This is a genomic window from Dyella lutea (assembly GCF_024158035.1).
Taxonomy (GTDB): Bacteria; Pseudomonadota; Gammaproteobacteria; order Xanthomonadales; family Rhodanobacteraceae; genus Dyella_A; species Dyella_A lutea.
The window spans coordinates 830,314-845,226 of the sequence record NZ_JAMZEK010000002.1 but is presented as its reverse complement, the minus strand read 5'-3'; the positions used below and the strand labels follow the sequence as shown (position 1 = coordinate 845,226).

11 protein-coding genes are annotated in these 14,913 nt (G+C 70.7%); 6 read left to right on the top strand and 5 right to left on the bottom strand.

The window, feature by feature from the left end:
• Positions 1 to 15: 15 nt before the first annotated feature.
• The 4 genes from NC595_RS11270 to NC595_RS11255 form a co-directional block, all read right to left on the bottom strand.
• Complete coding sequence (locus NC595_RS11270) at positions 16 to 2,040, bottom strand: tetratricopeptide repeat-containing sulfotransferase family protein (protein WP_253566461.1); 2,025 nt, start codon at positions 2,038 to 2,040, stop codon at positions 16 to 18.
• 62 nt (positions 2,041 to 2,102) lie between these two features.
• Positions 2,103 to 3,503 (bottom strand): M20/M25/M40 family metallo-hydrolase, encoded by a 1,401-nt coding sequence (locus NC595_RS11265; protein WP_253566459.1) that lies wholly within the window; start codon positions 3,501 to 3,503, stop codon positions 2,103 to 2,105.
• On the bottom strand, positions 3,500 to 4,696 hold the full coding sequence (gene pcaF, locus NC595_RS11260; RefSeq protein WP_253566457.1) for a 3-oxoadipyl-CoA thiolase: 1,197 nt from the start codon (positions 4,694 to 4,696) through the stop codon (positions 3,500 to 3,502). Before pcaF ends, NC595_RS11265 begins: the two co-directional genes overlap by 4 nt.
• The gene (locus tag NC595_RS11255; protein ID WP_253566455.1) at positions 4,689 to 5,507 is read right to left on the bottom strand and encodes an IclR family transcriptional regulator domain-containing protein; all 819 of its coding nucleotides are present in this window, start codon (positions 5,505 to 5,507) and stop codon (positions 4,689 to 4,691) included. The genes pcaF and NC595_RS11255 overlap by 8 nt, the downstream gene beginning before the upstream one ends.
• Before the next feature lie 100 nt (positions 5,508 to 5,607).
• Between NC595_RS11255 and NC595_RS11250 the strand changes: the two genes are divergently transcribed.
• The 6 genes from NC595_RS11250 (at position 5,608) to NC595_RS11225 (ending at position 13,696) form a co-directional block, all read left to right on the top strand.
• Positions 5,608 to 6,933: an aminotransferase family protein gene (locus NC595_RS11250; RefSeq protein ID WP_253566453.1), complete on the top strand. Its 1,326-nt coding sequence runs from the start codon at positions 5,608 to 5,610 to the stop codon at positions 6,931 to 6,933.
• Positions 6,934 to 6,943: 10 nt separating this feature from the next.
• Positions 6,944 to 8,527, top strand: coding sequence for an aldehyde dehydrogenase family protein (locus NC595_RS11245; protein WP_253566451.1), 1,584 nt, complete (start codon positions 6,944 to 6,946; stop codon positions 8,525 to 8,527).
• Between the two features lie 10 nt (positions 8,528 to 8,537).
• Positions 8,538 to 9,395 (top strand): CoA transferase subunit A, encoded by an 858-nt coding sequence (locus NC595_RS11240; RefSeq protein WP_253566449.1) that lies wholly within the window; start codon positions 8,538 to 8,540, stop codon positions 9,393 to 9,395.
• Positions 9,392 to 10,177 (top strand): CoA-transferase subunit beta, encoded by a 786-nt coding sequence (locus NC595_RS11235; protein WP_253566447.1) that lies wholly within the window; start codon positions 9,392 to 9,394, stop codon positions 10,175 to 10,177. Before NC595_RS11240 ends, NC595_RS11235 begins: the two co-directional genes overlap by 4 nt.
• Positions 10,178 to 10,194: 17 nt before the next feature.
• Positions 10,195 to 11,526: an acetyl ornithine aminotransferase family protein gene (locus tag NC595_RS11230; protein ID WP_253566445.1), complete on the top strand. Its 1,332-nt coding sequence runs from the start codon at positions 10,195 to 10,197 to the stop codon at positions 11,524 to 11,526.
• Between the two features lie 133 nt (positions 11,527 to 11,659).
• Positions 11,660 to 13,696 (top strand): S9 family peptidase, encoded by a 2,037-nt coding sequence (locus NC595_RS11225; protein ID WP_253566443.1) that lies wholly within the window; start codon positions 11,660 to 11,662, stop codon positions 13,694 to 13,696.
• A gap of 11 nt (positions 13,697 to 13,707) precedes the next feature.
• Here NC595_RS11225 and NC595_RS11220 read toward each other — a convergent pair whose 3' ends face one another.
• Complete coding sequence (locus tag NC595_RS11220) at positions 13,708 to 14,865, bottom strand: DmpA family aminopeptidase (protein WP_253566441.1); 1,158 nt, start codon at positions 14,863 to 14,865, stop codon at positions 13,708 to 13,710.
• Positions 14,866 to 14,913 lie beyond the last annotated feature (48 nt).

Below are 14,913 nucleotides of genomic sequence, written 5' to 3'. Positions count from 1 at the left end.
CCAAACGGCCCTTGACTACGCTCCCTCTTGATCCGGCACCCCGGGATACGCCCGGAGCACCGCTCCCAAACCCTGCTCGAGCGGCCCCAGCCATGGCGCGTAATGCCGCCACTGGTCCACGCCCTCGCGATAGATCGGCCGGCGCACCTGCTCGGAGCTGGCGGTTCGCACTGCGCGCTGGTTCTCGAAGAAGCGCAGGCACGCCTCCTCGAACGGCAAGCCACAGTGCGCCAGCAACCGGCGCACCTCCCCCTCGGTGTCCTCGACCATGTTCTCGTAGATGACGCGGTGCACCCTGCCCGGCAGCACGGCGTCGAAATGTGCCATCAGCTGCACGTAGTCCGTGTAGTACCGGGCGAGATCCTCCAGCCGGTAGCTGAAGCTCTGACCACGCGCGAAATGCTGCTTGAACCCCGAGAAGCAGCAAGCCATCGGATGCCGCCGCGCGTCGATGATGATCGCGTTGGGCAGCATCAGCTGGATCAGCCCGATGTGCATGAAGTTGTTCGGCATCTTGTCGATGAACAGCGGCGCCGACGTCTTGCGCTGGATCCGGGTATGCGCCAGGTAGCGCTCGCCCAGCTCGCGCAGCGCATCGGCGTCGAGCCGGGCCAGCGCGTCGTGGTACGGCATCGGGCCGTCGCCGTCGGCCTGCTCACGCAGCAGCCGGGTGATCGAGGTGATCTCCGGCAATTCCATCGTGCCCTCCACCTGGCTGTGGCTGGAGAGGATCTGCTCGATCAGTGTGGAGCCCGAGCGCGGCAGGCCGACGATGAAGATCGGGTCGCGCGCAGCGCTGCCGCTACCGGCGCGCGCGGCGAAGAACTCGCGCGTGTACTGGCGACGGATGTGCTCGACCCGCGCGTGCGTCTCGGCCGGGTCGTAGTGCAGCTGGGCGTGGCGGCGGGCGTTGCCGGCGGCGTAGTGGTCGAACGAGGCTGCGTACTCGCCGGCGTCCTCCAGCGCCTTGCCGAGCGCGAAATCCAGATGCAGGCGGTCGTCGTCGGACAGGTCGGTGCGCGCGAGCTGCGCGCGCATCGTCGCCATATCAGCCTCGGTGAAGCGGAAAGTCTTGAGGTTGGCCAGGCTCCACCAGACTTCACCGAACGACGGCGTCATCGCCAGTGCCCGCCGGTAGGCCTCGATCGCGCGCTCGGTGAGGCCAGCGGTCTTCAGCGCGTGGCCGTAGCTCATCCAGACCGGGGCGTTGTCCGGGTACTCGGCCAGCAGCCCGGCGTAGAGGTCGATCGCCGCGGGGTAATCGCCGGTGCGGCACAACACCACGGCCTTGAGGTTGCGGTGCGCCGGGTGGTTCGGCTCGGCGGCCAGCAGGCGCTCGAGCTCTACCAGCGCCTGCTCAGGCAGGTTGGCCCGGTGCAGCAGCAGCGCGTAGTTCTGGCGGGCGGCGTGGAAGGCAGGCGCCAGCTCCAGGCAGCGCTCGAGCAGCACTCGGGCTTCGTCGGTGCGCCCGACCCGTGCCGCCAGCTCGGCAAACATGCGGATCGCCACCACATCGGTCGGCGCCTCGCGCAGGTGCTGGCGTAGCATCGCCTCGGCCTCGGGAATGCGCTCGTCGGCCAGGGCTGCCCCCGCCGCCATCAGCCGCGGATCGGTCGCGGCATGGCGCACGTGTCCGAGATACGCCTCGGCCGCCGCATCCGCGTCGCCGGCATCAAGCAGGCGATCGGCCAGCAGGCGCCAGGCCTGCGGCAGATCCGGCTTCAGAGCCACCGCAAGGCGCAGCGCGGCGATCGCATCGTCCAGGCGGCCGACCCGACCCAGCGCCAGGCCCAGCTCGAACTGCACCGCCGCCCACTTCGGCTGCGAGGCCGCCAGCGGCTCCAGCACGGCCAGCGCGCCAGCCAGGTCGCCCTGTGCCGCACGCGCCGCCGCCAGCAGTTGCAGCGTGGGCGGGTGCTCCGGCACGGCTTTGAGGATCTCTCCCGCCTGCGCCTCGGCCATTGCCGGATCGCGGGCCAGCAGACGCCCGGCGTGCGCCAGCGCCTGCTCCAGCGAGCCGGTGGCCGCGGCCGCCGTCACCGGAAGTACCACGATGCGGAGGACGTCAGAGGCATGGCACGGGACATGGCGTCGGCGGCTCCTTACAAGTTTTTAAGCAATCTATAGTCGAAATCGAGCGACTGGTAGTAGGACGTCACCAGAATGCGTTCGTCCTGCCCGTGCGAGCGGTCGTCGTCCACGTCGTAGGGGATGCCGTTGAACACGTAGGACGGCATCCCGGCCGCCCGCAGGAACACGCTGTCCGAGGCGCCGGCGGACATGTACGGCGACACCGGCATGGCGTGCCCCCAGACGGCCTTCGCCGTCCGCGCAACCTGCGCGAACAGCGCCGGATCGATCGGGCTGGGCGGGCTGGCTGGCGCCGGGGCGACCGGCGCCACCTCGATCTGCGGATCCTCCAGCGCCTTCCGGATCGCCGCCTCGACCCGGGCCGGAGGCTCGTCAGGCAGGATGCGGCAATTCACCGTGGCCCGGGCCATCTGAGGCAACGCGTTCTCCGCATCGCCGCCCGCCAGCAGGGTCGGTACGCAGGTCGTGCGCAGGTGGGCGTTGTTGTAGGGGCTGGACGCGGCCAGCCGCTGCATCGCCGCGGGATCGGACGGATCGCGGGCAACCGCGCGCATGTCGGCCGCGGTCGAGCCGGTATACAGCGTGGCGAGCTGCGCGTAATAGCCGCGCGTGGCCGAGTTGGTATGCAGCGGGAAGTCCAGCTTGGATAGCCGCATCAGTCCCGCGGCCAGCCGGTAGATCGCGTTGTCGGGCGTCGGCAGCGAGCTGTGCCCGCCGGGGTTGCGCACGGTCAGGGTGTAGCTGGCGTAAACCTTCTCGGCGGTTTCCACCGCGACGACCTCGGGCCGGCCGTTGCGGATCTCCGGGCCGCCGCCGTCGACGTTGATCGAGTACTGCGAACGAATCAGTTCCGGCCGATGCGCCAACAACCACTGGATGCCGTTGGACTTGCCGTCCTCCTCACCGGCGGTGAGCGCCAGGATGTAGTCGCCCTTCGGCTTGAAACCTTCCTGGTGCAGGCGCAGCAGGGTGGCGACCAGACCGGCGCCGGCGCCCTTGATGTCCATCGTGCCGCGACCGTAGTAATAGCCGTCCTTTTCGGTCAGCTTGAACGGCGGGAAGTGCCAGTCCTGCGGCAGCGCCTCGACCACGTCCAGGTGCGCCAGCAGCAGCACCGGCTCGCGCTCGCCCTGCCCGCGCAGGCGTACCACCAGGTTGCGCCGCTTCGGATCGTCGCCCACCACCTGCACGTCCGCCGCCGGAAACCCGGCCTTGAGGAAACGCTGCGCCAGCGCCTCGGCCAGCACGGTGGTGCTGCCGTGCTCGGAGGTGGTGTCGGTGCCGATCATCTGCACCAGCAGGTCGTGCGCCAGCGCACGCTCACCCGCCGGAACCGGGTCGGCGGCCTGCGCGGCCAACGGCAGCACCAGGCCCAGTGCCAGAGGAAAGGCACGACGGAGGATTCGGTTCATGGGCGCTCCAGGATGAGGGCGAGGCCCTGGCCGACGCCCACGCAGAGGCTGACCAGGGCGCGTTGCTGACGCTGACGACGCAGGGCAAACGCCGCGGTCATCGCCAGGCGGGCGCCGCTGGCGCCCAGCGGGTGACCGAGAGCGATCGCGCCGCCGTTGGCGTTGACGTGCTCCGCGTCGTCGGCAAGGCCGAGTGCGCGCGTGCAGGCCAGCACCTGCACGGCGAACGCCTCGTTGATCTCGATGCGGTCGAAGTCGCCCAGGCGCTGACCGCCGCGCGCCAGCAGCTTGCGGATCGCCGGCACCGGACCGATGCCCATGGTGCGCGGCGCCACGCCGGCCGAGGCCATGCCGGCGACGCGCGCCAGCGGAGTCAATTCGAACCGCTCGATCGCCGTATCGGATGCCAGCAGCAGGGCGGCGGCGCCGTCGTTGAGGCCGGAGGCGTTGCCGGCGGTGATGCTGGTGTCCGGCCCCAGCAGCGGCTTGAGCTTGTCCAGTTGCCAGGCGGTCGTGGCCGGACGGGGATGCTCGTCCACCGCGACCAGCTCGCCGTCCTTGCCCACCGGCACCGGCACGATCTCCTCGGCCAGCCAGCCCTCGGCCTGCGCCTGGGCCGTGCGCGCCTGGCTGCGCAGCGCATAGGCATCCTGGCTGGCGCGGTCGATGCCGTGTTCGCGGGCGAGGTTCTCCGCGGTCTGCGTCATCGAGTCCACGCCGTACCCGGCGCGCATCGCCGGGTTGACCAGCCGCCAGCCCAGCACGGTGTCCTCCAGTTGCTGGCCGCGCGCGAAGGCGGCGTCCGCCTTGGCCATGACGTAGGGCGCGCGGGTCATGCTCTCCACGCCGCCGGCGATTACCAGCTCGGCCTCGCCGCAGGCGATCGCGCGGGCCGCCTGCCCCACCGCCTCCAGGCCCGAGGCGCACAGCCGGTTGACCGTCACACCGGGCACCTCCGGCGGCAGCCCGGCCAGCAGCGCCGCCATGCGCGCCACGTTGCGGTTGTCCTCGCCGGCCTGGTTGGCGCAGCCGAGGATCACCTCGTCGATCGCGGCCGGATCGAGCTGCGGGTACCGCGCCAGCAAGGCGTGGATCGGCAGCGCCGCCAGGTCGTCGGTGCGGACGCCGGCCAGTGCGCCACCGTGGCGGCCGAACGGCGTGCGCGTGGCATCGACCAGCCAGGCGCTACGCATAGGCGCCCCGGATCGCCTGCTGCGGCAGCCAGCCGCCGCGCGCAATGGCCTGTTGCACCGCCGCCTGCGTCTCGCGCAGCGCCGGCAGGATCTCCTTGACCGCACGCTTGGGCACCTCGTCGCTGTACGGCATGCCGACGTTGAGCGCCGCAACCGTGCTGCCGTCGGCCGCGCGGATCGGCACGGCGATCGAACACAGCCCATGTTCCAGCTCGCGCGACACCAGCGCGTAGCCCTGCTTGCGCACGCGCGCCAGCTCGGCCTTCAGCGCGCTGACCGTGTGCAGGGTCTGCGGCGTGTAGGCACGGAAGGTCTGGCCCTTCATCCACGCGGCGAGCGCGTCGTCGGCGAGGTCGGCCAGGATCGCCCGCCCCATCGAGGTGGCAAACGCCGGCAGCCGCGCGCCCACGCCCAGCGCCACGCTCATCACCCGACGCACCGGCACGCGCAGCACGTAGACAATGTCGGTGCCGTCGAGCACGGCCATCGAACAGCTTTCGCCGATGCGATGCGACAGCTGCTCCAGGCTCTGCTGCGCCAGCTCGGTGAGATCCAGCGAGGTGAGGTAGCTGTAGCCGAGCTCCAGCACCCGCGGTGTGAGGAAAAAGCTGCGCCCGCGGCTGCCTACGTAGCCCAGGTGCTGCAGCGTGAGCAGCAGCCGGCGCGCCACCGCGCGCGACAGTCCGGTGCGCTCGGCCACCTGCGACAGGCTGGGGCTGGGCAGCTCGCGATCGAACGCGCGCAGCACCTGCAGGCCGCGCGCCAGCGACTGCACGTAGTCGGGACTTTCCTCGAAGGATTCGGAGGCCATCGGCTCGCTTGGGTCCATTGACAGGTCGAGCGTAGAAGCATTCCAATGAGTTCGCAATACGAATTCTTGTTCGATTATCGAACATTTCTCCTGGGGGAGGATGCGCGTGAGCAACGAACGCGACAGCGTGCTGCACAGCTGGTGCGTGCCATCGACGTGGCAGGCGCCGACCGTGGTCGGCGGCCGCGGCGCCCACCTTGAGCTGGCCGACGGCCGGCGCGTGCTCGACATGAGCAGCCTGGCCGAGTGCAGCAACCTCGGTCACCAGCATCCGGCGGTGGTGCAGGCGATCCGCGAGCAGGCCGAGCAGCTCTGCTTCGTGACGGCCGCGTGGGGTGCCGAACCGCGCAAGGCACTGGCCGAGGCACTGCTGGAGAAATCCGGCTTCGAGGGCGGGCGGGTGTTCTTCACCCTGGCCGGCGCCGACGCCAACGAGAACGCGGTGAAGTTCGCGCGCCTGGCCCGCGGGCTGCCGCGCGGACGCATCGTGGCGCGCGATCGCTCCTACCACGGCGCCAGCTACGCCGGCATGGCGCTGTCCGGCGACGCCCGCACCAGCGACCAGGTCGACGCCGAGGCCTTCGGGGTGATCCGCGTGCCGGCGCCGTACGCCTATCGCTGCCCGTTCGGCAGCACCGACGACGACAGCTGCGGCCGGCTCGCCGCCGACGCCGTGGGCGAAGCGATCGATCGCGCCGGCGCGGACACCGTCGCCGCCGTGCTGATGGAGCCGAACGCCGGCACCAACGGCATCGTCGCCCCGGACAGCTACTGGCCCGCCCTGCGCGCAGCGACCCGCGAGCGCGGCGTCCATCTGATCGCCGACGAGGTGATGAGCGGCTTCGGCCGTTGCGGCGAATGGTTCGCCTGGCAGCGCCATGGCGAAGCCGGCCGGCCCGATCTGATGACGCTGGCCAAGGGCCTCACCGGCGCGCACCTGCCGCTGGGCGCGGTGGTGCTGTCGGCCGAGGTCTATGCCCGCCTCGCCGACCACATGCTCTACACCGGCCTCACCTACTGCGGCCATCCGCTCGCCTGCGCCGCCGGCCTCGCCGCCGTGCGCGCCTACGAGGACGAGCAGCTGATCGAACGCTCGCGCCGGCTCGGCGCCACGATGTTCGCCGAGCTCAAGGCGATGCAGGCACTCCACCCGGTGATCGGCGACGTGCGCGGCGGCCACGGCCTGTTCGCGGTGGTCGAACTGGTCGTCGACCGCGCCAGCCGCGCGCCGCTGGCGCCATGGCCGCAGTCGTCCGCCACGCTGGGCGCCCTGCTGCGCGAGGCGATGGACGAGGGCGTGTCGCTGGCCGCCCGCGGCAACCTCTTGATCCTCGCGCCGCCGCTGGTGATCGAGGAAACCGCACTGGCCGACGCGCTGGCGCTGATCGACCGACTGCTGGGGAAGCACTTCCCCACCCACGCCTAACGAGGTCCCCATGAGCTTCCGCCTGACCTACGCCACCATGTACGACCCGCCGGAAGCCATGCACGAACGCTTCGAGGCGGCGCTGGCCCGCGTCTCGGCCACGCTCGGCGCGCAGCACGGCCTGTTCATCGACGGCCGCGATGTCGAGGCGGAGCACTCGGCCGACCGCCGCGCCCCGTTCGACAACGCCCTGCACCTGGGCCACTTCGCGCTGGCCGACGAAGCCGATGCCGACCGTGCCATGCGCGCGGCCCAGGCGGCCTACCCCGCCTGGCGTGCCACGCCGGCGGCCGAACGCGTGCGGCTGATGCGCCGCGTCGGCGACCTGCTGGAGGAGCGCGTCTACGACATCGCCGCCGCGCTGTTGCTGGAGGTCGGCAAGAACCGCATGGAGGCGCTGGGCGAGGCGCAGGAGACGGTGGACTTCTTCCGCCACTACGCGGACGACTTCGAGAGCCACGCCGGCTACCACCACACGCTGCCCGACGACCCGATCGACGGCGTCGTCTCGCACAACGCCAGCGTGATGCGGCCGTACGGCGTGTGGGTGGTGATCGCGCCGTTCAACTTCCCGCTGGCGCTGGCCGGCGGCCCCACCGCCGCGGCCCTGGTCACCGGCAACACGGTGGTGGTGAAAGGCGCCAGCGACACGCCGTGGGCCGCGCGCCTGCTGGCCGACTGCATGCGCGATGCGGGCCTGCCGCCGGGCGTGTTCAATTACCTCTCCGGCAGCAGCCGCGAAGTCGGTGCGGCGCTGGCGCAACACCCGCGGGTCGCCGGCATCACCTTCACCGGCTCGGTGCCGGTCGGCCGCCAGTTGATGCAACAGATGGCCGGCGGCGCCTGGCCGCGGCCGTGCGTCGCCGAGATGGGCGGCAAGAACCCCTGCATCGTCACCGAGCATGCCGACCTCGACGACGCGGCCGCCGGCATCGTGCGCTCGGCCTACGGCATGAGCGGGCAGAAGTGCTCGGCGCTGTCGCGGCTGTACGTGCACGAGCGCGTCGCCGACGCACTGATCGAACGCCTGCGCCAGCGCATCGGCGCCCTGCGTATCGGCGACCCGCGCCAGCGCGATCACTGGATGGGCCCGGTGGTCAACGCCACCGCCTACGGCCATTACCGCCAGTACATCGACGAGCTGGAGGCCGGCGGCGCGACCGTGCTGGCCGGTGGCCGCCGGCTGGGCGAAGGCACCGGCGGCCCCGCGGAACTGGCCCGCGGCTTCTTCGTCGAACCGACCCTGGCCGAAGCGCCGCTGGCGCACCCGCTGTGGCAACAGGAAATGTTCCTGCCGATCCTCACCCTGCACCGCGTGCGCGACCGCGACGAGGCGATGCGCTTGGCCAACGACACCTCGATGGGCCTCACCGCCGGTTTCTACGGCGGCGCCGACGAAGTGCCGTGGTTCCACGAGCACATCGAGGCCGGCGTGACCTACGCCAATCGGCCGCAGGGTGCCACCACCGGCGCCTGGCCGGGCTACCAGCCGTTCGGCGGCTGGAAGGGTTCGGGCTCCACCGGCAAGGCGATCGCCTCGTTCTATTACCTGGCGCAGTACCTGCGCGAGCAGTCCCGCACGGTGGTCGAGTGAGCGCACACGGATGAGCTGCCAGCACCTGCAACTTGCCGAGGCCATCGAGCTGTTCGTGCACGACGGCGCCAGCGTCGCGCTGGAGGGCTTCACCCACCTGATCCCGTTCGCGGCCGGCCACGAGATCATCCGCCAGCGCAAGCGCGACCTGCACCTGATCCGCATGACGCCGGATCTCATCTACGACCAGCTGATCGGCATGGGCTGCGCGCGCATACTCACCTTCTCCTGGGGCGGCAACCCAGGCGTGGGCTCGCTGCACCGCCTGCGCGACGCGGTCGAGCATGGCTGGCCACGCCCGCTGGAGATCGACGAACACAGCCACGCCGGCATGGCCGCGGCATTCACCGCCGGCGCGTCGCGACTGCCGTTCGGCGTGCTGCGCGGCTACATCGGCACCGACCTGCCCGCGCACAACCCGAACATCCGCCGCGTCGCCTGCCCGTTCACCGGCGAGGCGCTGGCCGCGGTGCCCGCGCTCAATCCCGACGTCACCATCCTGCACGCACAGCGCGCCGACCGGGCCGGCAACGTCGCCATCGACGGCATCGTCGGTGCCGCGCGCGAGGCGGCACTGGCGGCGAAGATGCTGATCGTCACCGTCGAGGAGATCGTCGACGCGCTGCCGCCGGCCATGAACGCCATCGTGCTGCCGCACTGGACGGTGGGCGCGGTGGTGCATTGCCGCGGCGGCGCCTACCCGTCCTACGCGCAGGGCCACTACGCCCGCGACAACGCCTTCTACCAGCGCTGGGACGCGATCGCCCGCGATCGCCAGCGCTTCCTCGACTGGATGGACCACCACGTGCTCGGCACCCGCGACCACCGCGCCTTCCTGGCCTCGCTGCAGACGGAGGCCACCGCATGAGCGCCTGTACCCGCGACGAGTGGATGACCGTGGCCGCCGCACGCCTGCTGGCCAACGACAGCGTCTGCTTCGTCGGCATCGGCCTGCCCAGCGCCGCCTGCAACCTGGCCCGCCTCACCCACGCGCCGGAGATCGTGCTGATCTACGAGTCCGGCACCATCGGCACGCGGCCGGACGTGCTGCCGCTGTCGATCGGCGACGGCGAGTTGGCCGAGACCGCCGCCTGCGTGGTGCCGCTGCCGGAGATCTTCAGCTTCTACCTGCAGGCCGGGCGCGTGGACGTCGGCTTCCTCGGTGCCGCGCAGATCGACCGCTTCGGCAACCTCAACAGCACCGTGATCGGTCCGTACGAGCTGCCGTCCACGCGACTACCCGGCGCCGGCGGCGCACCGGAGATCGCGCTGCATGCCAGGCAGGTGTTCGTGATGGCGCGGGCCACGCCGCGCAGCTTCGTCGAGCAGCTGGATTTCCGCAGCAGCGCCGGCTACCTCGACGGCCACGGTGCCCGCGCCCGCACCGGTGCCCCCGGCGGTGGTCCGCGTGCGGTGATCACCGACTTCGGCATGCTCGCCCCGCACCCCGAGAGCGAGGAGCTGCAACTGGTCGCCCTGTTCGAGGGCGTCACCGTGGACGAAGCCCGCGCCGCCATCGGCTGGCCGCTGCTCGTCGCCGACCGGCTGGACACCATCGCCCCGCCCAGCGCGCACGAACTGGACACCCTGCGCGCGCTCAATACCCGCACCCGCGAGGCACACGCTCGCCCCGTGCACATTCCTCTCTGACAGCCAAAGGTTCTGCCGTGAACGCCCACATCAAGACCGCTCTCCCCGGACCCAAGGCGCAGGCGATGATCGCCCGCGACGCCGAAGTGATCTCGCCCTCGTATCCGCGCGACTACCCGTTCGTGATGTCGCACGGGCGCGGCACCGAGGTGTGGGACGTGGACGGCAACCGCTTCCTCGACTTCATGGCCGGCATCGCGGTGTGCGCCACCGGTCACGCGCACCCGCAGGTGGTCCAGGCGGTGCAGGGCGCGGCGGCGAAATTCCTGCATATCTCCAGCGATTACTGGCATGAGGAGATGACCGGCCTGGGCGAGCGCCTGGCCGCGGTCGCGCCGATGCAGACGCTGGCCGGCGAGCCGGCGATGAGCTTCATCTGCCAGTCCGGCACCGAGGCGGTGGAAGGCGCATTGAAGCTGGCCCGCTACGTCACCGGTCGGCCGCGCTTCATCGGTTTCCTCGGCGGCTTCCACGGCCGCACCTTCGGATCGCTGTCGTTCACCTCGAGCAAGTACACCCAGCAGAAGGGCTTCTCGCCCACCCTGGCCGGCGTCACCCACGTGCCCTACCCCAACCCGTACCGGCCGCTGTTCGCCGGCGACGACCAGGGCGCGGCGGTGCTCGACTACATCCGCATGCTGTTCCAGCGCAGCGTGCCGCCGAGCGAAGTGGCGGCGATCCTGGTCGAGCCGATGCAGGGCGAAGGCGGTTACCTCACGCCGCCGGACGGCTTCCTCGCCGGCCTGCGCGCGCTGTGCGACGAGCACGGCATCCTCTTGATCTTCGACGAGGTGCAGTCGGGCATCGGCCGCACCGGCAAGATGTTCGCCTGCGAGCACTGGGGCGTGGCGCCGGACATCCTCACCTCGGCCAAGGGGCTGGGCTCGGGCCTGCCGATCGGCGCGGTGATCGCGAAGAAATCCATCATGTCGCAGTGGAAGCGCGGCGCCCACGGCAACACCTACGGCGGCAACCCGGTCACCTGCGCCGCCGCCAACGCCACGCTCGACCTGGTACGCGGCGGCCTGATGGACAACGCGGCCCAAGTCGGCGCGCACTTCATCGCCCGCCTGCGCGAACTGCAGAAGGACTACCCGTGCATCGGCGAAGTGCGCGGCAAGGGCCTGTGGATCGGCATGGAGCTGGTCGAGAACGACGCGAAGAAGACCCCCGCCACCGCGCTGTGCGATGCGGTGATCACCCGCGCCTACCACAACGGCCTGTTGCTGCTCTCCTGCGGCACCAGCACGGTGCGCTTCATGCCGCCGCTCACGGTGAGCGCGGAGGAAGTGGACGAGGCGATCACCCTGCTGCACGCCAGCCTCGACCAGGCGCTGGCCGGGGCCTGAGCATGACGCGCCGCGCGAACGCCGCACCGATCGCTGCCGACCTGCCGGCGGCGATGTCCGGTGCGGCATCCGCGCAGGCCACCCCCGCCGGACGCCGGCTACGCGCCTGCGCTCCCATGCAAGGAGATCGCCGATGATCCGACGCCTGCCCGGATTCGCACTGCTGGCGCTGCTGGCACTGCCGCTGGCCGCACACGCCGCCGAGAAGACCCCGTTTACTCCGGCCGACATCAACCGGCTCGTCGCACTGTCCGACCCGGCCCTGTCGCCGGACGGCCGCTGGCTGCTCTACACCGTCACCACGAACAATCCCGACACCGACCAGCCGCAGTCGGACCTGTGGCGGGTCGGCTTCGACGGTCGCGGGCGCACCCAGCTCACCCACACGCCCGAGGCCGACGAATCGCAGGCGGAGTGGTCGGGCGACGGCAAGCTCATCGCCTTCCTCACCGACCGCAAGACCGGCACGGACAAGGACGACGAAGACAGCGGCTCGCAGGTCTGGACGATGCCCGCCGACGGCGGCGAGGCGCACCAGGTCACCCATCTCCCTGCCGGCGTGGAGGAGTTCGCGCTGTCGCCGGACGGCAAGCGGCTGGCGGTGATCGCCTTCGACCCCGAGCGTCCGCCGGGTGCGAAGAAGCCGAAGAACCCGCCGCCGATCGTCACCGAGCGCTTCCAGTTCAAGGACGACGACTCGGGCTGGCTGGGTACGCGCCACAAGCACCTGTACATGGTCGACATCGCCAGCGGCCAGGCCACCGAGCTCACTCCCGGCACGCACGACGAGCAGTTGCCGGCGTGGTCGCCGGACAGCCGCCGGATCGCCTACGTCACCAAGCGCGGTGCCGACCCCGATCGCCATCTCGACTACGACATCTACGTCATCGATGCCCGCGCCGGTGCCATGGAGCGCCAGCTCACCACCTTCCCCGGCGCCGACCTCGATCCGTACTGGGTCTCGCGCCCAGCCTGGTCGCCGGACGGCAAGCGCATCGCCTACCTGCAGGGCGGCGATGACCACTGGATCTACTACGCGCCCTGGCAGCTGGCAGTGATCGACGTGGCCAGCGGCAAGGCGACGATTCCCGCACCGATCGACCGCTGCTTCACCCATCCGACCTGGGCACCGGATGGGCGCAGCGTCTACGCACTGATCGAGCAGGCCGAGGTCACCCACCTGGCGCGCATCGACGTGGCCAGCGGCAAGGTCACCGAGCTGACCCACGGCGACCGGTTCGATGTCGACCTGTCGGTGTCGCGCAACGGCCGCATCGCCGTGCTCGGCGGCGACGACCTGCACCCCTACAACATCAGCGCACTCGACGGCGGCCACCTGCGCCTGCTGGCCGACCACAACGAGTGGCTGGCCGGTAAGCAACTGGCCGGCACCGAGACGCTGCACTTCACCGGCGCCGACGGCACCAAACTCGACGCGCTGCTGGTGAAGCCGATCGGCTACGTCAAGGGCCAGCGCTACCCCACCATCCTGCGCGTGCACGGTGGCCCGGTGTACCAGTTCAGCCATGAATTCATGGAGGACTGGCAGGTCTACGCGGCCAACGGCTTCGCCGTGCTGGCGGTGAACCCGCGCGGCAGCTCCGGCCGCGGCTTCGACTTCGCCAGGGCGATCTACGCCGACTGGGGCGACAAGGACATGCAGGACCTGATGGCCGGCGTGGACCATGCGATCAAGCTCGGCGTCGCCGATCCGGAGCACCTGGGTATCGGCGGCTGGAGCTACGGCGCCATCCTCACCGACCAGGTGATCGCCCGCACCACCCGCTTCAAGGCGGCGATCAGCGGTGCCGGCACCGGCAACATGTACGGCATGTACGGCGATGACGAATACGCCCGCGAGTACGAGCTGGAACTGGGCACGCCCTGGGACCACCGCGCCGCCTGGGACCGCGTCAGCTACCCGTTCCTGCACGCCGACCGGATCACCACGCCCACGCTGTTCCAGTGCGGCCAGGTCGACTTCAACGTGCCATGCATCGGCGCCGAGCAGATGTACCAGGCATTGCGTTCGCGCAACCTGCCGACCGAGCTGGTGGTCTATCCCGGCCAGCACCATGAGATCAGCGTGCCGAGCTACCTGCTCGACCGCATGCGCCGCAACCTCGCCTGGTATGAGCGCTTCCTCAAGCCCGGGGACAAGGCGCCGTGAACCGGGCTCCCTCAGTGCGGCGGCTGGTAGCGACCGAAGCGCTTGAGCAGCGCGACCAGCTCCGCATGGGGGATCGCCTTCACGCAGTGCCCGCCCTCGCCGCACATGTCCTTCGCCGCGATCATCGCGTTGACGATGGCCTCCTCCGCGGCCTGCACAGTGGCCTCGAACAACGGGTCGATGTGGTCGTTGCCGATGAAGCTGGCCTGCTGCAGCGGCCGGTCGTGCAGCGCATCGGCGTTGGCGGTGGAAAACGCCACGAAGATGTCGCCCGAGCCGTTGCCGGAGTAGCTGCCCATCCGCGCCAGCCCCATGCCGGCGCGCCGGGCTATGCGCTTCAACTGGTGCGGCAGCAGCGGCGCGTCGGTCGCCACCACGATGATGATCGAGCCGGTGTCCACCGCCGCCGGGTTGGTCGCGCTGTACAGGCGGTCCTCGCGCAGGTACTGGCCCACCGGCACGCCGGCGATGCGCAGGCTGTCGCGCAGCCCGTAGTTGGCCTGCACCAGCACGCCCAGGGTGTAGGTCGCCCCGCCGATGCGCACCCGCCGCGAGGCGGTGCCGATGCCGCACTTGAACTCGTGGCAGATCATGCCGGTGCCGCCGCCAACGTTGCCTTCGGCGACCGGCCCGCCCTTCGCCTCGTGCATTGCCTGCGCGGCGTCCGCGGCGTGCACGTGGAAACCGTTGATGTCGTTGAGCTCGCCGTCCCAGGTCTCGGCCACCACCGGCAGCGACCACCAGTAGCCCGAGGCGTCCGCGCCGCCGGCATGCACGCGCTCGGCGATCACCGCGTCGCGCACCACGCCCACGCTGTGGGTGTTGGTGAGCATCACCGGCCCCTCCAGCTGGCCGGACTCCTCCAGCCAGGTGGTGCCCGTCATTTCGCCATTGCCGTTGAGCGCGAACCAGCCGCCGAACGCGGGGATCTCGTAGCTGGCCCTGCCGCGTGGCAGGATCGCTGTCACGCCAGTGCGCACCTTGTGACCGTCGGGGAGGTCGCGGATCAAGGTGACCTGGCCCACGGTGACGCCGGCGACATCGGTGATGGCATTGAGCGGCCCGGGGGTGCCGTCGAACGGAATGCCCAGGTCGCGTGCGCGGGGACCGGCCGCCTGTGCCAGTCCGGCCAGCGCACACAGCGCCAGCGTCAGCTTGAAACGGAACATGAGGCCTCCCCCGAAGCGACCGTCGTCGTCGCGCCAGTCTATTCCGAT